Source organism: Terrabacter sp. Root181, assembly GCF_001428505.1.
Lineage (GTDB): Bacteria > Actinomycetota > Actinomycetes > Actinomycetales > Dermatophilaceae > Terrabacter.
In genome coordinates, this window is sequence record NZ_LMHU01000006.1 from 307386 (window position 1) to 326800 (window position 19415).

Annotated in this window: 15 protein-coding genes; 6 read left to right on the plus strand and 9 right to left on the minus strand. The window is 72.4% G+C overall.

From position 1 onward, the window contains the following. Positions 1-173 precede the first annotated feature (173 nt). The 6 genes from whiA to uvrA form a co-directional block, all read right to left on the minus strand. A complete protein-coding gene (gene whiA / locus ASD90_RS13275) occupies positions 174-1154 on the minus strand; it encodes a DNA-binding protein WhiA (protein WP_056757158.1) in 981 nt (326 codons plus the stop codon). Positions 1155-1232: 78 nt separating this feature from the next. Beyond that, on the minus strand, positions 1233-2219 hold the full coding sequence (gene yvcK, locus ASD90_RS13280) for a uridine diphosphate-N-acetylglucosamine-binding protein YvcK (protein WP_157610840.1): 987 nt from the start codon (positions 2217-2219) through the stop codon (positions 1233-1235). Next, positions 2216-3133: an RNase adapter RapZ gene (gene rapZ / locus ASD90_RS13285; protein WP_056757161.1), complete on the minus strand. Its 918-nt coding sequence runs from the start codon at positions 3131-3133 to the stop codon at positions 2216-2218. The genes yvcK and rapZ overlap by 4 nt, the downstream gene beginning before the upstream one ends. After that, positions 3130-5178, minus strand: coding sequence for an excinuclease ABC subunit UvrC (uvrC, locus tag ASD90_RS13290; protein ID WP_056757164.1), 2049 nt, complete (start codon positions 5176-5178; stop codon positions 3130-3132). Before uvrC ends, rapZ begins: the two co-directional genes overlap by 4 nt. 164 nt (positions 5179-5342) lie before the next feature. Next, entirely contained in the window at positions 5343-5858 is a 516-nt protein-coding gene (locus tag ASD90_RS13295) for a Rieske (2Fe-2S) protein (RefSeq protein WP_082588712.1), read from the minus strand. Continuing rightward, the gene (uvrA, locus tag ASD90_RS13300) at positions 5855-9016 is read right to left on the minus strand and encodes an excinuclease ABC subunit UvrA (protein ID WP_056757171.1); all 3162 of its coding nucleotides are present in this window, start codon (positions 9014-9016) and stop codon (positions 5855-5857) included. The genes ASD90_RS13295 and uvrA overlap by 4 nt, the downstream gene beginning before the upstream one ends. A 128-nt stretch (positions 9017-9144) precedes the next feature. Between uvrA and ASD90_RS13305 the strand changes: the two genes are divergently transcribed. From ASD90_RS13305 to ASD90_RS13315, 3 genes are read left to right on the plus strand one after another with little or no spacing between them, the layout of a single operon-like run. After that, positions 9145-10995, plus strand: coding sequence for a glycoside hydrolase family 15 protein (locus ASD90_RS13305; protein ID WP_056757173.1), 1851 nt, complete (start codon positions 9145-9147; stop codon positions 10993-10995). Then, complete coding sequence (locus tag ASD90_RS13310) at positions 10992-11693, plus strand: maleylpyruvate isomerase family mycothiol-dependent enzyme (protein ID WP_056757176.1); 702 nt, start codon at positions 10992-10994, stop codon at positions 11691-11693. Before ASD90_RS13305 ends, ASD90_RS13310 begins: the two co-directional genes overlap by 4 nt. 2 nt (positions 11694-11695) lie before the next feature. Next, entirely contained in the window at positions 11696-12376 is a 681-nt protein-coding gene (locus ASD90_RS13315) for an MBL fold metallo-hydrolase (protein ID WP_056757179.1), read from the plus strand. A 74-nt stretch (positions 12377-12450) separates the two neighbouring features. Here ASD90_RS13315 and ASD90_RS13320 read toward each other — a convergent pair whose 3' ends face one another. The 3 genes from ASD90_RS13320 to ASD90_RS13330 all read right to left on the minus strand — a co-directional run bounded on the left by ASD90_RS13320 (position 12451) and on the right by ASD90_RS13330 (position 16018). After that, positions 12451-13854, minus strand: a complete 1404-nt coding sequence (locus tag ASD90_RS13320; RefSeq protein ID WP_056757182.1) for an ATP-binding protein — start codon at positions 13852-13854, stop codon at positions 12451-12453. Between the two features lie 24 nt (positions 13855-13878). Then, positions 13879-15537 (minus strand): FAD-dependent oxidoreductase, encoded by a 1659-nt coding sequence (locus ASD90_RS13325; protein ID WP_056757714.1) that lies wholly within the window; start codon positions 15535-15537, stop codon positions 13879-13881. A 163-nt stretch (positions 15538-15700) separates the two neighbouring features. Next, positions 15701-16018 (minus strand): hypothetical protein, encoded by a 318-nt coding sequence (locus ASD90_RS13330; RefSeq protein ID WP_056757184.1) that lies wholly within the window; start codon positions 16016-16018, stop codon positions 15701-15703. Positions 16019-16289: 271 nt separating this feature from the next. Between ASD90_RS13330 and ASD90_RS13335 the strand changes: the two genes are divergently transcribed. The 3 genes from ASD90_RS13335 (at position 16290) to ASD90_RS13345 (ending at position 19410) form a co-directional block, all read left to right on the plus strand. After that, a complete protein-coding gene (locus ASD90_RS13335; RefSeq protein WP_056757185.1) occupies positions 16290-17093 on the plus strand; it encodes a C40 family peptidase in 804 nt (267 codons plus the stop codon). Continuing rightward, a complete protein-coding gene (locus tag ASD90_RS13340; RefSeq protein WP_056757187.1) occupies positions 17090-17965 on the plus strand; it encodes a DMT family transporter in 876 nt (291 codons plus the stop codon). The genes ASD90_RS13335 and ASD90_RS13340 overlap by 4 nt, the downstream gene beginning before the upstream one ends. Before the next feature lie 71 nt (positions 17966-18036). After that, complete coding sequence (locus tag ASD90_RS13345; protein WP_056757190.1) at positions 18037-19410, plus strand: MFS transporter; 1374 nt, start codon at positions 18037-18039, stop codon at positions 19408-19410. Positions 19411-19415 lie beyond the last annotated feature (5 nt).

The following is a 19415-nucleotide window of genomic DNA, read 5'->3' on the forward strand; positions in this document are numbered from 1 at the left end:
CGAAATGCCAGACCTTGGGCCGCCCCGTTGCGACCTCGATCACACCACACCCTAGTGCGTCGCCCCAGACGCCCAAGCGGCAGTCTCAGGGCTTGGTGTGCACGCGCTCAGCACGCGCTCAGCGTGCTCAGGCCGACGGGCGAGCACCCGAACGGACCCCGGCAGGCGCGTGATCAGGTCTCGAGCATGTCGGGCGTGAGGTTCGCGTCGGTGCCGGCGACCCCGAGCTCCTCGGCCCGCTTGTCGGCCATGGCTAGCAGGCGACGGATGCGACCGGCCACGGCGTCCTTCGTCATGGGCGGCTTGGCCAGCTGGCCGAGCTCCTCGAGGCTGGCCTGCTTGTGCTCGAGGCGCAGCACCCCGGCCTCGCGCAGGTGGTCGGGGACGTCCTCGCCGAGCAGCTCCATCGCGCGCTCGACCCGGGCGCCGGCGGCGACGGCGGCGCGTGCCGAGCGGCGCAGGTTGGCGTCGTCGAAGTTGGCGAGCCGGTTGGCCGTCGCCCGGACCTCGCGGCGCATCCGCCGCTCCTCCCACGCCATCACGGCGTCGTGGGCGCCGAGACGGGTCAGCATCGCGCCGATGGCGTCGCCGTCACGGATGACGACGCGGTCGACGCCGCGGACCTCGCGGGCCTTGGCCTGGATGCCGAGACGGCGGGCGGCACCGACGAGGGCGAGTGCCGCCTCGGGCCCGGGGCAGGTCACCTCGAGCGCCGACGAGCGTCCCGGCTCGGTGAGGGAGCCGTGGGCGAGGAACGCGCCACGCCACGCGGCCTCGGAGTCGCACGTCGCGGCACTGACGACCTTGGGGGGCAGGCCCCGCACGGGACGGCCACGCGTGTCGATGAGCCCGGTCTGTCGGGCCAGGGTCGCGCCCTCCTCGACGACCCGCACGACGTAGCGCGAGCCGCGACGCAGGCCACCGGCGGCGAGGACGAGGACGTCGCTCTTGTGGCCGTAGACCTCGGCGATGTTGCGGCGCAGGCGGCGCGCGGCGTTCGCGGTGTCGAGCTCGGCCTCGACGACGATCTGTCCCCCGATGATGTGGAGGCCTCCGGCGAAGCGGAGCATCGTCGAGACCTCGGCCTTGCGACAGCACGGTTTGGTCACCTCGAGGCGTGAGAGCTCGTCCTTCACCTTTGCTGTCATGGCCATGGGCGACATCCTGCCACCCTGATCAAGCACCCTCGCGCCGGAGCCCCGGCGCGCTCTCCGGCCGGCGTCGGGACGAGCTCAGGAGATGACGTCGCGCAGCGCCGCCGCGAGCCGGAGCGGGTCGTGGACACCCGGCTCGCCCCGGGCCGCCACGGGGGCGACGACGAGCTCGGCCCCGAGCTCGGCGGCCGCCGCCCGCAGGGACGCCCCGTCGGGGACGACGCTCGGGTCGGCGAGGACGACGTCGAGCCGCAGGTCGGGGGCGTTGGCGGCAAAGGAGGCGAGGTGGTCCTCGGCCCGGAAGTCGCGGGTCTCGCCCTTGTGCACCTCGAGGTTGAGGTTGAGCAGTCGCTTGGCCGGCGTCGAGACGAGGGCGTCGACGAGGGCGGGGACGAGCAGGTGCGGCATGACGGACGTGAACCACGACCCGGGCCCGAGCATCACCCAGTCGGCGTCGCGGACGGCCGAGAGGGCCTCGTGGCACGGCTCGGGGCAGGTGGGCACGATGCCGATCGACGACACGATGCCCGGTGACGACGCGACGCGGTGCTGCCCCCGCACCTCGACGGTGTCGTCGGGACGGGCGGGGTCGTGGCCTCGGATCTCGGCCACGATCTCGAGCGGCTCGGCCGCCATCGGCAGCACCCGCCCCCGCGCGCCGAGCAGGCGACCCACGAGGTCGAGCCCCTGCACGGTGTCGCCGAGCAGCTCCCAGATCGAGACGATCATGAGGTTGCCGAGTGCATGACCCCTGAGGTCCCCGGTGCCGGCGAAACGGTGCTGCAGCACGTCGCGCCAGGTGTGGCCCCAGTCGCTGTCGTCGCACAGCGCGGACAGCGCCATCCGCAGGTCGCCGGGGGGCAGCACGTCGAACTCCTCGCGCAGCCGCCCGCTCGAGCCGCCGTCGTCGGCCACCGTGACGACGGCGGTGACGTTGTCGGTGAGCAGGCGCAGGGCGGTGAGCGCCGCGGCCAGGCCGTGGCCACCGCCGAGCGCGACGATGCGTCGGTGGTGCGGAGAGCCGAGGGGAAGGCGTGGGGTCGTCACCGCGTTGGTCCCGGTCACTCCCGACCCAGGTCGCGGTGGACGACGAACGTGTCGACGCGGTCGCGCCCGCCGAGCCGCTCGCTCAGCGCTTCGGCGATCGCGACGGACCGGTGCTTGCCGCCCGTGCAGCCGACGGCCACCGTGACGTAGCGACGCCCCTCGCGGACGTAGCCGTCGATCATCGTGTCGAGCAGGTCACCGGCGCGGTCGAGGAACTCGTCGGCGCCCTCCTGTTTCATGACGAACTCGCTGACGGGCGTGTCGCGTCCGGTCAGCGCCCGCAGCTCGGGAACCCAGTAGGGGTTGGGCAGGAAGCGCATGTCGAAGACGACGTCGGCGTCGAGCGGCAGGCCGTACTTGAAGCCGAAGGACATCACGGCGATGCGCAGCTGCACGCGCCGGTCACCGGCGAAGAGCGAGGAGAGCTTGGCGCTCAGCTGGTGGACGTTGAGTCCAGAGCTGTCGATGACGACGTCTGCGGACGAGCGCAGGTCGAGGAGCAGCTCGCGCTCGCGCTGGATGCCGTCGAGGAGTCGACCGTCGCCCTGGAGCGGGTGCGGTCGGCGCACGCTCTCGAAGCGGCGCACGAGGGCCTCGTCGGTCGCGTCGAGGAAGACGAGGCTCGGTCGCTCGCCGCGCTCTCGGGCCGCACCGATCGCCCCCTCGAGCTGGGCGAACCAGCCGCGCGAGCGGACGTCGACGACGACGGCGACCTGCTGGAGATGGGCCTCCGGGTGCTGGCCACGGGCCTCGTCGCGCAGCTCGGCGAGGTGCGTGAGCAGCTGCGGCGGCAGGTTGTCGACGACGAGCCAGCCGAGATCCTCGAGGACGTTGGCGGTGGTGCTGCGGCCGGCCCCGCTCATCCCGGTGACGATGACGATCGGAGCATCGGCCAAGGGCGTCTGCGGTGTGCGCCCGGTGTCGGCGGTCATTCGAGGACTTCTCCCGTCGTGAGGTTCACGGCTGGCTCCTGGGGTGCTCCCTCAGCCAAGTGGTTGACGACGGCCGAGGCAAGCGACCGGCCGAAGCCCGGTACGGCCATGATGTCCGTTGTGTCCGCCGAGCGAAGGCGTTTGACCGAACCGAAGTGGCGCAGCAGCGCCTTCTGTCGGCTGGCGCCGAGCCCGGGTATGCCGTCGAGCTGGGAGGTCGTCATCGCCTTCGACCGCCGCTGGCGGTGGAAGGTGATCGCGAAGCGGTGGGCCTCGTCGCGCAGACGCTGGAGCAGGTAGAGGCCTTCGCTCGTGCGCGGCAGGATGACCGGGTGGTCGTCGCGCGGGACCCACACCTCCTCGAGGCGCTTGGCGAGCCCGACGAGCGCGACCTCCTCGATGCCGAGCTCGTCGAGCACCGCCTGGGCGGCGTTGACCTGCGGGAGCCCGCCGTCGACGACGACGAGGCTCGGCGGGTAGGCGAAGCGTCGCGGGCGGCCCGTCTCGGGGTCGATGGGGCCGGAGGCGGACGGCTCGTCGTCGTCATCGGTGGACGACGCGGCCGGCGCGTCCGACGACCCGCCGACGACACCGGTCGACAGGTCGAGGTCGCCGGCACCCTCGGCGTCCTCGAGGTAGCGCCGGAAGCGACGCATGAGCACCTCGCGCATCGCGGCGGTGTCGTCGACCGTGACCGGCTCGCCGCCCTCGTCACCCGCCGTGGCTCCGCGGACGATGAACCGGCGGTACTCGCTCTTGCGCGCGAGGCCGTCCTCGAACACCACCATCGACGCGACGACGTTGGTGCCCTGCACGTGGCTGACGTCGTAGCACTCGATGCGCAGCGGCGCGTCGTCGAGCCCGAGGTAGTCCTGGAGCTCCTGCAGGGCCTTGCTGCGCAGGGTCAGGTCGCCGGCGCGGGCCACCTTGTGCCGGGCCAGCGACTGCTCGGCGTTGCGCCGGACGGTCTCCATCAGGGTGCGCTTGTCGCCGCGCTGCGGCACCCGGACGCTGACGGCCGAGCCGCGCACCGATGACAGCCACTCGGTGACGGCCTCGACGTCGACGGGGGCGGTCGGGACGAGGACCTCGCGGGGGATGGCGTCGCGCTCGGCGTCGCCGTAGACCTGCAGGAGGAGGTGCTCGACGAGGGTCGGGAGGTCCTCGCTCTCCTTCTCGACGACCCAGCCCCGCTGGCCTCGGATGCGTCCCCCACGGACGTGGAACACCTGGACCGCGGCCTCGAGGTCGTCGTCGGCGAGGGCGAAGACGTCGGCGTCCGTGGCGTCACCGAGCACCACCGCTTGCTTCTCGAGGGCCTTGGTCAGGGCACCGATGTCGTCGCGCAGGCGGGCGGCCTGCTCGAAGTCGAGCTCGGCGGCCGCCTCCTTCATCCGCGTCTCGAGTCGCTTGGCGAAGCGCGTGGTGTTGCCGGCCATGAAGTCGCAGAAGTCCTCGGCGATGGCCCGGTGCTCGTCGGGGGTGACCCGGCCGACGCACGGCGCCGAGCACTTGTCGATGTAGCCGAGCAGGCACGGACGGCCGCTCGCCGTGGCGCGCTTGAACACCCCGGAGGAGCAGGTGCGCACGGGGAAGACGCGCAGCAGCAGGTCGAGGGTCTCGCGGATCGCCCACGCGTGGCCGTAGGGCCCGAAGTAACGGGTGCCCTTGCGCTTGGCGCCGCGCATGACCTGGGCCCGCGGGAACTCCTCGCCCATCGTGACGGCGAGGAAGGGGTAGGACTTGTCGTCGCGGTACTTGACGTTGAAGCGCGGGTCGAACTCCTTGATCCAGGAGTACTCGAGCTGGAGGGCCTCGACCTCGGTGCGCACGACGGTCCACTCGACCGACGCGGCCGTGGTGACCATCGTCGCCGTGCGCGGGTGGAGCGCCGTGATGTCCTGGAAGTAGGACGACAACCGCGGGCGCAGCGACTTGGCCTTGCCGACGTAGATGACCCGGCCGTGCGCGTCGCGGAAACGGTAGACGCCCGGGTCGGTCGGGATCTCCCCCGGCTTCGGTCGGTAGGTCGTCGGGTCCGCCACGCTCCCACCCTATGTCGGGCCACCGACGCTCCCGCAGGGCCTCCTCGCGTATGCCGTGTGCCGGGGGACGCGGGACCCGCCCGCGTGGGCGTCGGGCGGGGACGCATGACGCCCGGCCGACGCCGAGGGGCGCCGACCGGGCGGCAGACGAGGGCGGACTGCTCTCAGCTGACGGTGAACGCGGTGCCGGTGACCGTGATCGTCTTGGCCGTGAGGCCGGTCGGCGCGGGACCGGAGACGCGGTCGCCGGTGGTCGCGTCGAAGTGGCTCTGGTGGCAGGGGCAGATGATCTGTCCGTTCTCGACGGAGCCGATGGTGCAGCCCTGGTGGGGGCACACCGCGTCGAACGCCTTGAAGGTGCCGGCCGTCGGCTGGGTGACGACGGTCATGGTGTCGGGGAAGACGGTGCCGCCGCCGACGGGCACCTCGGACGTCGGGGTGCCGCCCGCCGCAGCAGCACCGCCCGACGAGTCGGCGGAGGCCGTCGGGACGGGTGGGCTGCTGCAGGCCGCCAGTGCCCCGGCGCCGACGACGACGCCGGCGACCCGGAGGACGCCGCGCCGGTCGGTGAGGAGGGAGATGCGGTCACCGAGCCTCGGCTCGGGGCTGGTGGACGGGGTGTCGGAGGTGCTCGTGCTGCTGGTCGGCTCGGTGGTGCTGGAGTGCGTGCGCCGGGTCATGCGTTCCTCTTCCGGGTCGTGGTCGACCTCGTCTTGCTCACGGTGGTGCTCGACGTGGTCTTCTTCGCAGCGGCGGTGGTGGCACCTCCTCGTGCGCGACCGCTCGCCTTCGTCGCCGTCGATGCCTTCGTCGCCGTCGTCGCCGTCGATGCCTTCACGGTGCGCGTCGTCGATGTGCCCGCGCCGACAGTTCGCTGTGAGTCCGCAGAGCCCGCGGACGACGCGACGGCCTTCTTGCCGCGGCCGGTCACCGGCGTGCGGGCCGTCGTGCGAGCCGTGCGCTCGAGGATGGGCTTGAGGAACCGGCCGGTGTGGCTGGCGGCCACCTCGGCGACGTCCTCGGGCGTGCCCTCGGCGATGACGGTGCCACCGCCGGAGCCGCCCTCGGGCCCCATGTCGATGATCCAGTCGGCGTTCTTGATGACGTCGAGGTTGTGCTCGATGACGATGACGGTGTTGCCCTTGTCGACGAGGCCCTGGAGCACGTCGAGGAGCTTGCGGATGTCCTCGAAGTGCAGGCCGGTGGTCGGCTCGTCGAGGACGTAGATGGTGCGTCCGGTGGACCGCTTCTGCAGCTCGCTGGCGAGCTTGACGCGCTGGGCCTCACCACCGGAGAGGGTGGGCGCCGGCTGGCCGAGGCGCACGTAGCCCAGGCCGACGTCGTTGAGGGTCTTGAGGTGACGCGCGATCGCGGGGACCGCCTCGAAGAACGTGGCGGCCTCCTCGATCGGCATGTCGAGCACGTCTGCGATCGTCTTGCCCTTGAAGTGCACCTCCAGCGTCTCCCGGTTGTACCGGGCCCCGTGGCACACCTCGCACGGGACGTAGACGTCGGGCAGGAAGTTCATCTCGATCTTGATCGTGCCGTCGCCGGAGCACGCGTCACAGCGGCCGCCCTTGACGTTGAAGGAGAACCGGCCCGGCTGGTAGCCGCGCACCTTGGCCTCCGTCGTCTCGGCAAAGAGCTTGCGCATGTTGTCGAAGACGCCGGTGTAGGTCGCGGGGTTCGATCGGGGCGTGCGTCCGATCGGGCTCTGGTCGACGTGGACGACCTTGTCGAGGTGGTCGAGGCCGGTCACGGACTTGTGCCGACCGGGCACGTGGCGCGCTCCGTTGAGCTTGTTGGCGAGGACGTTGTAGAGGATGTCGTTGACGAGGGTCGACTTGCCCGAGCCCGACACCCCGGTGACGGCCACGAGGTTGCCGAGGGGGAAGTCGACCGACACGTTCTGGAGGTTGTTCTCGCGGGCGCCGTTGACGGTGATCTGTCGCCCGTCGTGGCCGCGGCGCACGTCGGGCGAGGGGATCTCACGGCGGCCCGAGAGGTACATGCCGGTGAGCGAGTCGGGGTGCTCGAGCAGCCCTTTGACCGTGCCGGAGTGCACGACGTGGCCACCGTGCTCACCCGCGCCCGGGCCGATGTCGACGACCCAGTCGGCCGTCGCGATGGTGTCCTCGTCGTGCTCGACGACGATGAGGGTGTTGCCGAGGTCCCGCAGGCGCGTCAGCGTCTCGATGAGGCGGTGGTTGTCGCGCTGGTGCAGCCCGATCGAGGGCTCGTCGAGGACGTAGAGCACGCCGACGAGGCCGGACCCGATCTGGGTCGCGAGCCGGATGCGCTGCGCCTCGCCGCCCGAGAGGGTGCCGGCCGGGCGGTCGAGCGAGAGGTAGTCGAGCCCGACGTCGAGCAGGAAGCCGAGCCGGGCGTCGATCTCCTTGATGACGCGCTCGGCGATCTGCTTCTCGCGCGAGGTGAAGTCGACGGTGTCGAGGAAGCCGGCCGCCTCGCTGATGGCGAGCCCGCAGACCTCGGAGATGTTCTTGCCGCCGACGAGCACGGCGAGCGACTCGGGCTTGAGCCGCGCCCCCTTGCAGACCGGGCACGGGACCTCGCGCATGAAGCCCTCGTAGCGGTCGCGGCTCCACTCGGAGTCGGTCTCGGAGTGACGGCGCTTGATGAACGGGACGACGCCCTCGAAGCCGGTCGTGTAGGAGCGGTCGCGGCCGTAGCGGTTCTTGTACTTGACGTGGACCTTGTAGTTCTGGCCGTGCAGCAGCGCCTCCTTGGCGCGGGCCGGCAGCGCCCGGAAGGGTGCGTCCATCGAGAACTTCATGTCCTCCCCGAGCGCCCCCATGACGCGCTGGAAGTACTCGGCCGAGCCGGACCCCTGGGCCCACGGCGCGATGGCGCCCTCGGCGAGCGACAGGTCGTCGTCGGGCACGACGAGCTCGGGGTCGACCTCGAGCTCGGTGCCGATGCCGGTGCACTCGGTGCACGCGCCGAACGGCGAGTTGAACGAGAAGGACCGCGGCTGGATCTCGTCCATGCCGAGCGGGTGGTTGTTGGGGCAGGCCATCTTCTCGGAGAAGCGGCGCTCGCGGTCCTTGTCCTTGGCGTCGCGGTCGACGAAGTCGATGATGACGACGCCGCCGGCCAGCCCGAGGGCGGTCTCGACGGAGTCCGTGAGGCGACGCTTGGAACCGCTGTCGTCACCCTTGGCCACGAGACGGTCGACGACGACCTCGATGGTGTGCTTCTTCTGCTTCTCGAGGGTGGGCGGCTCGGTGAGGGAGACCACCTCGCCGTCGACGCGGGCACGCGAGAAGCCCTTGGTCTGCAGCTCGGCGAAGAGGTCGACGAACTCACCCTTGCGGCCCTGCACGACGGGGGCGAGCACCTGGAAGCGCGTGCGGTCCTCGAGCGTGAGGAGCTGGTCGACGATCTGCTGCGGCGACTGCCGGGTCACGGGCTCACCGCACACCGGGCAGTGCGGCCGCCCGGCGCGGGCGAAGAGGAGACGCAGGTAGTCGTAGACCTCGGTGATGGTGCCGACCGTCGAGCGCGGGTTGCGGTTGGTCGACTTCTGGTCGATGGAGACCGCGGGCGAGAGGCCCTCGATGAAGTCGACGTCGGGCTTGTCCATCTGTCCGAGGAACTGCCGGGCGTAGGCCGACAGCGACTCGACGTAGCGACGCTGCCCCTCGGCGAAGATCGTGTCGAAGGCGAGGCTCGACTTGCCCGACCCCGAGAGCCCCGTGAAGACGATGAGGCTGTCGCGTGGGAGGTCGACGGACACGTCGCGCAGGTTGTGCTCGCGGGCGCCGCGGACGACGAGGGAATGGGCGTTGCCGGTGGGCGTAGCAGTCACGCGCAACATGCTAGGTGGGGTCACTGACAGTCCCCCCATCGGCGGCTCAAGGCTGGACACGACACCGGACGTACCCGCCCCGCCACGCCCTCGGGCGACAGGAGCGCCCGACCCGGCAGGACGGCATACTCGCAGTCATGAGTGAGCACGTGCCCACCCCGATCGAGGACTACGCCGTGCTCGGCGACCTCGGCACCGCCGCCCTCGTCAGCCTCAAGGGGTCGGTCGACTGGCTGTGCCTCCCCCGTTTCGACTCGCGCGCGTGCTTCTCGGCGCTGCTCGGCACGCCGGACCACGGCCGCTGGCTCATCACGCCGGTCGACCCGGACGCCGTGACGACCCGCCGCTACGTCGGCAACTCGTTCGTCCTCGAGACGATCCACGAGACGCCCACGGGCCGGGTCCGCGTCACCGACGTCATGCCCCTCGGCGACGGGCGGTCCGACCTCCTGCGCCGCATCGAGGGCGTCGACGGCACGGTCCGGATGGTCCACGAGTGGACGGTGCGCTTCAACTACGGCCGCACCCGCCCGTGGGTGATGCGCCACACCGAGGACCGCGAGGACCACACCGACGAGATCATCACGGCGATCGCCGGCCCCGACATGCTCGTCCTGCGCGGCGCGCGGCTCCCCCACGCCCAGGACGGCCACCACGTCGACGAGTTCGACGTCGTCGCCGGCCAGACCTTCACCTTCTCGACGACGTGGTTCCGCAGCCACGAGGAGATCCCGCCGCCGCTGCGCGTGCGCGCCCGAATCAACGAGACGATCGCGCTGAGCGAGGAGTACGCCTCCCGCAGCGACTACGTCGGCCCCTACGAGGAGGCGGTCACGCGCTCCCTGCTCGTGCTGCGCGGCCTGACCCACCAGTCGACCGGTGGGATCGTCGCCGCCGCCACGACGTCGCTGCCCGAGGAGCTCGGTGGCGAGCGCAACTGGGACTACCGCTTCTGCTGGCTGCGCGACGCCGCGCTGACGCTCGAGGCGCTGCTCGGCTGCGGCTACGTCGAAGAGACCGAGCTGTGGCGGGCGTGGCTGCTGCGCGCCGTCGCCGGTGACCCCGAGGACATGCAGATCATGTACCGCGTCGACGGCGGCCGTGACCTCCCGGAGCGGGTCCTCGAGCACCTGCCCGGGTATGCCGCGTCGCGTCCCGTGCGCGTCGGCAACGCGGCCGTCGAGCAGCGCCAGACCGACGTGCTCGGCGAGGTGATGATCTCGCTCGACCACGCGCGGTCGAAGGGACTCGAGGAGAACGACGACTCGTGGCACCTGCAGCGGGCGCTGGTCAACCACCTCGCCCAGCACTGGGAGGAGGCCGACAACGGCCTGTGGGAGATCCGGGGCCCGCTGCGGCACTTCACGCACTCGCGCGTCATGGTGTGGGCCGCCTTCGACCGTGCGATCCGCGCCGTCGAGCAGCACGGCGTCGAGGGTCCGGTCGACCACTGGCGCGAGCTGCGCGACCAGGTGCGCGAGGAGGTCACGACGAAGGGCTTCGACACCGAGCGCAACACCTTCGTCCAGCACTACGACACGACCGAGGTCGACGCGTCGCTGCTGACGCTGTCGTCGATCGGCTTCGTCGACGGTGACGACCCGCGGATGCTCGGCACCATCGCGGCCGTCGAGTCCGACCTGCTGCGCGAGGGTCTCGTCATGCGCTACCGCACCGACAGCGGCGTCGACGGCCTGGCCGGCGACGAGCACCCGTTCCTCGCGTGCTCCTTCTGGCTCGTGACCGCCTACGCGAAGGCGGGTATGACGACGGAGGCCACCGAGCTGATGGACCGGCTCGTGGGCCTGACCAACGACGTCGGACTGCTCTCGGAGGAGTACGACCCGATCGCGAAGCGCATGGTGGGCAACTTCCCGCAGGCGTTCTCGCACCTGACGCTCGTCGGCGCCGCCCTCGCTCTCGCGAAGGCGTCCGGCACGGCGTCCGAGACGGAGACCGAGAAGCAACCCGGGAGGGCAACGGCATGAGGCACGCCGACGTGACACCCGCGCTCGTCGCGGCCGCGACGGGCCGGCTGGTCGAGACGGCCGCCTGCTTCCGCAACGACGCGGTGCTCGGCCCGTCGCTCTGCGAGGGGTGGTCGCGCGGCCACGTGCTGGCGCACCTCGCACGCAACGCCGACGCCCTCGTGCGGGTGTGCGACGTCGCCCTGACCGGCACCGCCGACACGATGTACGACGACGTCGAGTCGCGGGACGCCGACATCGAGCGCGGCGCCCGACGCTCCGCACACGACCACGCGACCGACATCCGTGACTCGGCGGCGCGTCTGGCCGAGCGGCTCGACGCCCTGCGTCCCGAGCACGCCGACGTCCATGTCGAGCGCACCCCGGGCGGCTTCCCGATCCCCGTCCGGATGGTGCCGTTCATGCGGCTGCGCGAGGTCGTCTACCACCACGTCGACCTCGACGCGGGCTACACCTTCGCGAGCGCCCCGGACGAGGTCGTGGCGCTCCTCGTCCGCGACGCGGCGAACCGCCTCGCCCACCACGACGCCCCGCCGTCGCTCCACCTCGCCACGGCCGAGGGCGACGAGCACGTCGTCGGCGGTGGTGAGACGCGCGTGACCGGCGCCGCCGCCGACGTGCTGCTGTGGCTCGCCCGAGGGCGCACCGACGGCGTGCGCTTCGACGGTCCCGTCCCGACCCTGCCCTTCGGAGGCTGACCATGAGGCACGCACCCGACGACGCCTACACCGGGCACGTCACCGCCGCAGGCCCGGCGGGGGTGCGGGAGCTCCCCGCCCTGACGATCCGCAAGCTCGAGGTCGGCGACTTCGGCAACAACGCCTACCTGCTGACCTGCCGCGCCACGGGCGCGCAGCTGCTCGTCGACGCCGCCAGCGAGCCGGACCGCCTGCTCGAGCTCGTCTCCGCCGGAGGCGGCGGGCTCGACACCGTCGTCACGACCCACCTGCACCACGACCACGTCGGCGCGCTCGCCGAGGTCGTCGCCGCCACGGGCGCCCGCACCGTGGCCGGCGCCGACGACGCCGACGGCCTGCCCGTCCCCGTCGACGAGCGCGTCACCCAGGGCGACACGGTCACGGTCGGCGACGTCACCCTCGACGTCGTGCACCTGCGCGGCCACACGCCCGGCTCGATCGCGCTCGCCTACGCCGACCCCGCGGGCCACACGCACCTCTTCACCGGCGACAGCCTCTTCCCCGGTGGCATCGGCAACACGAAGAACCCCGGCCAGAGCTTCGAGTCGCTCATCGAGGACGTCACGACCCGCGTCTTCGACGTCTATGACGACGAGACGTGGTTCTACCCCGGCCACGGCGACGACTCGACCCTGGGCGCCGAGCGCCCGCACCTCGACGAGTGGCGCGCCCGCGGATGGTGACCGGCTGAGCCCGCGGGACGGCATACGTCCTCGGTGACGACCCGATGGTGTATGCCGTCCGGCGCGCCGGGTGCTCAGGGCGCGGGTGCGTCGGGGGCGCGGACGGGCAGGCGGACCCGCATGCGGGTGTCGCCCGGCCGGGACTCGATCTCGATCGACCCGCCGTGGCGCTCGACGACGATGCGGTGGGCGATGTCGAGGCCGAGCCCGGTGCCGCGGCCGACGTCCTTCGTCGTGTAGAACGCCTCGAAGGCCCGTTGCTGCACCTCCGGGCTCATGCCGGCACCGGTGTCCCTCACCTCGACGACGACGGCCTCCCCGTCCCGCCGTGTCGTCACCGTCAAGGTGCCGACGCCGTCCATCGCGTCGACGGCGTTGTCGACGAGGTTGGTCCAGACCTGGTTGAGCTCGCCCGGCATCCCGTCGACGAGCGGCACGTCGCTCCCCCAGTCGCGCACCACCGTGACGCCCGGACGAAGCCGTGGCCCCATGACGAGCAGCGTGCTCTCGAGACCCTCGCGGACGTCGACCCGCTGGTGCGAGGCGCGGTCCATCTGCGAGTAGGACTTGATGCCGGCGACGAGCTCGGACACGCGCCGGGTCGACTCGCGCACCTCCGTGAGCAGCGACGCCACGTCGATGGTGCGGGCCACCCAGCCGAGCGAGGCTCCGAGGCCGTCGACGCGTGACGCGGCCGCGGCGCGCTCCACCCAGCCGACGTCCGCGCCGGCCGAGACGAGGGACGCCGCGAGCTCCCACGGTCGGTCCACCCCCGCACGGTCCAGCCACTCCCCCAGCTCCTCCTCGAGGTCGGCCGTCTCGAGCGGGTCGGGCAGCGTCGTCGGCGGCTCGAGCTCGCGCCGCAGGGCGTCGAGCTCACCGAACTGGGCCGCGGTGACGCCGGCGGTCGCCATCTGGCGCAGCGCCTCGAGCAGACCGTCGCAGGCGCGCTCGAGCTCGGCGGACGAGCGGGCCGCGGCGGCGGCGGGGTTGTTGATCTCGTGGGCGAGGCCGGCTGCGAGCGTCCCGAGCGTCACGAGCCCGCTGCGCTGGCGGGCCGTCGCCTCGATCGACCGGGCCGTGCCGTAGAGGCCGGCGACGAGGTGTGCGGCGAAGGGGAACCAGACGTTGGCCAGCTCGTGCAGCCGCTCGGCCGGGACCCGCAGCAGCCGCCCGGGGGCGACGCCCCGCGCCGTCGCCAGGTAGACGCCGTGCTCGTCCCAGGCCCGGAAGCCCCCGGCCCAACGCCCCGGCACGTCCATCCGGCCGACGACGACGTCCTCGCGACCGATGTGGCGCGAGAGGTCGAGCGTCCCGTCGACGACGACCCACCAGAAGTCGGCACGGTCCCCCTCGAGCCAGACCACCTCCCCGGGGACGATCGGCACCTCGGCGCCACCGTCGAGCAGCTCCGCGAGCTGGGCGTCGTCCAGCCCGTCGAAGAGCGGCACCGTCCGGAGGTCGGAGAGCTCGAGCATCGGGTGTCCCGTCTGTGCGGCCGGTCAGATCGTGGCGAGGTAGCGGTGGACGAAGTAGACGGACATCGAGCCCTCACCGACGGCGGAGGCCACCCGCTTCATCGAGTCCGAGCGCACGTCGCCGGCGGCGAAGACTCCCGGCAGGCTCGTCTCGAGCGCGAACGGCGGGCGCGTGAGCGTCCACCCGTGCGCGCGGGGTCCGGTGACGAGGTCGTGACCGGTGACCACGAAGCCGTGGTCGTCGCGCATGACGTCGCCACCGAGCCAGTCGGTGCGGGGCGATGCGCCGATGTAGACGAAGAGCCAGTCGGCAGCGACCTCCGTCGGGGCTCCGGTGTGCCGGTCCGAGAGCGTCAGCCGCTCGAGGTGGCCGTCGCCGTCCGCGGCGACGACCTCGGTGCGGCACAGGACGCGGATGCGCTCGTCGGCACGGATCCTCTCGACGAGGTACTGGGACATGCTCGCCTCGAGCGACTCGCCACGGACGACGAGCGTGACGCGGCGGGCATGACGCGCGAGGTTGAGGACCGCCTGTCCCGCGGAGTTGGCGGCACCGACGACGTAGACCTCGTCACCGGCGCAGGCCGCGGCCTGGCCGGCGTTGGACCCGTAGTGCACGCCGCGCCCGGCGAGCGCGTCGATGCCCGCAGCCTCCAGCCGCCGGTAGGACACACCGGTCGCGAGCACGACGCTGCGCGCCTCGATGTCGTCGGCGCCGTCGAGCCGGACCGCCCGGACGGGACCCCGCTGCTCGAGCGCCACGACGTCACGCGCGAGGACCATCTCGGCCCCGAAGCGGCGGGCCTGGGCGATCGCACGCTGCGCGAGGTCGGCGCCGGACAGACCTCGCGGGAAGCCGAGGTAGTTCTCGATCGCGGCGCTCTGCCCCGCCTGGCCGCCGGGCGCGTCGTGCTCGACGATGACGGTGCTGAGGCCCTCGGACGCGGCGTAGACCGCGGCGGCGAGGCCGGCCGGACCGCCCCCGACGATGCAGAGGTCGTAGAGGTCGCGCTCGGCGCGGGTGCGCAGTCCGAGGGCTGTCGCGACAGCCACCGGTGTCGGGGCGCGGAGCGTGTCGCCGTCGGGCACGAGCACGAGCGGCAGGTCCTCGGGCCCGGCGTCCGCGAGGTCGCGCAGGCGCGCGCCCTCCTCGTCCCGCTCGACGTCGAGCCAGACGTACGGCACGTGGTTGTTGGCGAGGAAGGTCTTGACGAGGTCGCTGGCGTCGGACCACCGGTGCCCCACGACACGGACCTCGTTCGTCTCCTCCGGGTGGGCGTTGTGCCAGTCGGAGAGCAGGTCGTCGACGACGGGGTAGAGCCGGTCCTCGGGAGGGTCCCACGGCTTGAGGAGGTAGTGGTCGAGCCCGATGTCGTTGATCGCCGAGATCGCGACGTCGGTGTCCGCGTAGGCTGTGAGCAGCAGCAGCTTGGCGTCCGGGAGGTCGAGGCGCACCCTGGCCAGCAGCTCGATACCGGTCATCCCCGGCATGCGCTGGTCGGACGCGACGAGCGCGAGGGGCTGGCCGCGCAGGACGAGACGGGCCACGAGGTCGAGCGCCTCGGCGCCGGACGAGGCGCGCAGGATGCGGTGCTCGGCGCCGTACCTGGCCCGCAGGTCCCTCGCGATCGCCGCCGAGACCGGCGCGTCGTCGTCCACGGTGATGATCGCCGGTCTGGCCACGCGCCCAGCGTACGAGCGGGACCCGGCCTTCGGGAGGGAGTCGCCGTGGTTCAACCGAGCGGGGTGAGAGCCACGAAACGGGCGCGTCGGGGCATGCCGTGACGAAAGGGACCGTCAGCCTGACGCCGCTCCCGCGCGACCTCCGGCTGCTGGAGCCCTCGGGCTACTGGGCGTCCTCGAGGTCCGACGTCGCGTCCGGGTCGAACTCCGCGATGAGCGACTCGAGCTCGGACCGGAGGAAGTCGATGTCGGCCGGCACGTTGGTCATGAGGATGTGACGCCTCGGGTTGCCGGCGACCGAGAGGCCGACGCCGAGCCGTGACCGACCGTGGCGGTCGCGCCACGCGCGCTCGAGCCGGGGCCCACCGGTCCAGTCGACGGGCGCGTGCAGCCAGCCCTGGACGTCGACGAGGTCGCCGTCTGGGCTGTGACGTCGGTTCTTCGGGGGATCGAATCCCTCCAGGGTGATTCGCTCTTCCATAGTCCTGACGGTACGGGTCCGGGGGCCCGCGGACCAGTACCTCGCGCAGGTCCACACCGATTCCTGAGGGAAGTGACAGCGAGGTGTCAGGCAGCGCGACACCGGGCACAGACCGGCAACCGTGCGAAGCAGCCAGCCGGTCCTCACGTCGGAGCGGTCCACGGCGCACCTCTGCGGCAGGTGACGGTGGGCGGCCGGTCCGTGCACGTCGCGGGGCCCAGTGCCTGGCCGGCCTGAGCGAGCGCCGGAGCGTGGTGCGAGGATGACGGGCGTGAGCTCGTCCGCCGCCGCCAACGCCCTCAACGCCGTCAGTGCCACCCACCTCGTCCGCGTCCCCGTGACGACCGTCTGGACCGGTCCCGGGAGCCCGCGCCCCGTCGACGGCCCCGCCGTCGCCGACGAGCCCGACGTCGCGGCGTGGCTGGCCGCCCTCGACACGCATGCCGCCGACGACGAGTCAGGCCGAGGCCGCCTCGGCCTGCACGGGCGCGTCGAGTCGCAGCTGCTCGCCGGTGAGCCCGTCGAGGTGACGGAGACCGACGAGTCCGGTGCCTGGTCCCACGTCGTCGCCCCGTGGCAGCTCTCTCCCGAGGACGCCCGCGGCTACCCCGGCTGGGTGCGCTCGGCCCACCTGTCGCCCGTGACCGACGACGTGGTGCAGGGACCCGTGCCGACGCTCGACCCGGCCGACCCCCGCGAGGGCGGAGCGACCCACCCCGCGGTCGCCGAGGCGCGTCGCCACCTCGGCCTGCCCTACCTGTGGTCGGGCGTCTCCCCGCTCGGCTTCGACTGCTCGGGTCTCGTGCTGCACACGTGGCGCCTCCTCGGCGTCGTCGTGGCGCGCGACGCGTACGCCCAGGCGGAGTTCGCATCGCCCGTCGAGCTCGACGCGGTGCAGGCGGGCGACCTCTACTTCTTCGCGCGACCCGGTCGACGCATCCACCACGTCGGCATCGTCGTGCGCCCCGGTCGCATGGTCCACGCCTCCGAGACTGGCGGCGTCCTCGTCGAGGAGGACCTGCCCGCCGACCGCGTCGCCACCCTCGTCGCCGCCGGGCGCCTGCCGATGCCGTGAGCGTCGACCACCGCACCGCTCCCCTGCTCGTCCTCGGCGGCGTCGTCTCCGTCCAGTTCGGTGGCGCCTTCGCCGCCACCCTCGTGCCACGGATCGGCGCACCCGGCTCCGTGCTGCTGCGCCTGTTCTTCGCGATGGTCATCCTCTATGCCGTCGCGCGGCCCTCGTGGCGCGGACGCAGCCGGTCCGACTGGGGCACCGTCGTGCTCTTCGGGCTCGCGCTCGCCGCGATGAACACCTCGTTCTACGCCTCGCTGGCGCACCTGCCCATCGGCGTCGCCGTGACGATCGAGTTCCTCGGGCCCCTCGGCCTCGCCGCCGCCCTCAGCCGTCGCCCGCGTGACATCCTCGCCGTCGCCGCTGCGGCCCTCGGCGTCGTGCTCGTCTCCGGGGTGCTGCACACGTCGTGGGACCGGCTCGACCTCGTCGGTGTCGGGTTCGCGGCGCTCGCCGGAGTCATGTGGGCGGCCTACATCGTCCTCAGCCAGCGCACCGGCAAGGCGTTCGGAGGGCTCGACGGGCTCGCCCTCGCCCTCATCGTGTCGACGGTCGCGGTCGCCCCGCTCGGGCTCACGTCCATCGACCTCTGGACGCCCCGGGACGTCGCCCTGGGCCTCGGCATCGCCGTGCTGTCGTCGGTGCTGCCCTACTCCCTCGAGCTCGTCGCCCTGCGCCACCTCGCGCAGCGGGTGTTCGGCATCCTGCTCAGCCTCGAGCCGGTCGTCGCCGCGCTCGCCGGGTTCGTCGTCCTCGACCAGGTGCTCGACCGTGGGCAGGTGGCCGGCATGGCGCTCGTCGTGCTCGCCAGCGTCATCGTGCTAGGTGCCCAGACCCGTCCCGAGTCGCCGGACGCCGCGATGGGCCCGGGCTGATGGAGGCGGGTCGATGACGCGTGGTCCCGGGGGCTTGACCTCCAGTCCGCATGAGGTCCTACGGTCGCCGGATGACCTCGAGCACGATGCGTCCTGACGCCGGCGCGACCGTCCCCGACGCGGGGGGCGGCATCCTGGCCCCGGCGCTGCGGGCCACGACCATCGGCGTGATCGCCCTCGTGTCCCTGCACGCCTTCGAGGCGCTCGCGCTGACGACGGTCATGCCGACGATCGCCCGCGACCTCGACGGCGCCTCGCTCTACGCGATGGCCTTCACGGCGACGCTCGCGTCGGGGATCGTCAGCATCGTCTGGTCCGGCAACCTCGCCGACCGCCGTGGACCACGGCCTCCCCTGCTCCTCGGACTCGTGCTCTTCGCCACCGGCCTCGTGGTCGCGGGACTCGCGCCATCGATGGGCGTCCTCGTCGCGGCGCGCGTCGTACAGGGCCTCGGCGCGGGCATGACGAGCACCGCGCTCTACGTCCTCGTGACCCGCGTCTACCCGCAGCGCCTGCACACGGCGATCCTCGCCGGCTTCTCGGCAGCGTGGGTCGTGCCGTCGATCGCGGGACCGTTCGTCGCCGGCCTCATCACCCAGACGATCGGATGGCGCTGGGTCTTCGGGCTGGCGCTCGTCGTCCTCGTCGTCGCGGCCGTGCTGCTCGGCCGCATCATCACCGGGCTGCGGCAGGACCTCGTCGACGTGCCGTGGCGGTGGCGGTCGATCGTCGCGTCCGTCGTGCTGGCCCTCGCCGTCCTCGGCCTCAACGCGGTCGCCGACCGGCTCGACCCCCTCGGCGTCACCCTCGCGGTGCTCGCCCTCGTCGTCGTGGGCCTCACCCTGCTGCCGCTCACACCGCGCGGTACGTTGCGGGCCGCGCGTGGGCTGCCGACCGACATCGCGCTGCGCGCGCTCGCCTTCGCGGCCTTCAGCGGTGCCGAGGTCTATCTGCCACGCCTGCTCACCGAACGCGACGGGCTGAGTCCCAGCCTCGCCGGGGTCGCCCTCACGGTCACCGGTGTCACCTGGTTCGCCGGCTCGTGGGTCCAGGGGCGGTGGGACCGCCACTTCGAGATCGGTCGCACGGCGGCGTTCTCGCTCGCCGCGATCGCGCTGACGCTGGTGGCGCTCGCCGCCGCGGTGGCGCTCGCCGCACCCACGTGGGTCGTCATCGCGCTCTTCCCCGTCGTGGGCCTCGGGATCGGGACGCTCTACCCTCGCGTCACCGCCCAGGCGCTCTCACGGGCCGGAGCCACCGAGCAGGGCTTCGTCAGCTCGGCCCTGCAGATCGGCGACTCGTCGGGCGCCGCGACCGCGATCGCCGTGTCGGCCATCGTCTTCGCCGGGGCAGGATCAGCCGTACCGAACGCGTATGCCGCCGTCTTCGCGGTCATGGCCGTCCCCGCCCTGCTCGGCTGGGTGGTCGCCCACCGCGTCCGCTGACACCC

Coding starts and splice junctions, on each gene's coding strand:
- ASD90_RS13295 (WP_082588712.1), bottom strand. CDS start 5,858: ATGACCCGGCGCACGCACTCCAGCACCACCGAGCCGACCAGCAGCACG.
- ASD90_RS13320 (WP_056757182.1), bottom strand. CDS start 13,854: ATGCTCGAGCTCTCCGACCTCCGGACGGTGCCGCTCTTCGACGGGCTG.
- ASD90_RS13315 (WP_056757179.1), top strand. CDS start 11,696: ATGAGGCACGCACCCGACGACGCCTACACCGGGCACGTCACCGCCGCA.
- ASD90_RS13305 (WP_056757173.1), top strand. CDS start 9,145: ATGAGTGAGCACGTGCCCACCCCGATCGAGGACTACGCCGTGCTCGGC.
- whiA (WP_056757158.1), bottom strand. CDS start 1,154: ATGGCCATGACAGCAAAGGTGAAGGACGAGCTCTCACGCCTCGAGGTG.
- rapZ (WP_056757161.1), bottom strand. CDS start 3,133: ATGACCGCCGACACCGGGCGCACACCGCAGACGCCCTTGGCCGATGCT.
- ASD90_RS13310 (WP_056757176.1), top strand. CDS start 10,992: ATGAGGCACGCCGACGTGACACCCGCGCTCGTCGCGGCCGCGACGGGC.
- ASD90_RS13330 (WP_056757184.1), bottom strand. CDS start 16,018: ATGGAAGAGCGAATCACCCTGGAGGGATTCGATCCCCCGAAGAACCGA.
- uvrA (WP_056757171.1), bottom strand. CDS start 9,016: ATGTTGCGCGTGACTGCTACGCCCACCGGCAACGCCCATTCCCTCGTC.
- ASD90_RS13345 (WP_056757190.1), top strand. CDS start 18,037: ATGACCTCGAGCACGATGCGTCCTGACGCCGGCGCGACCGTCCCCGAC.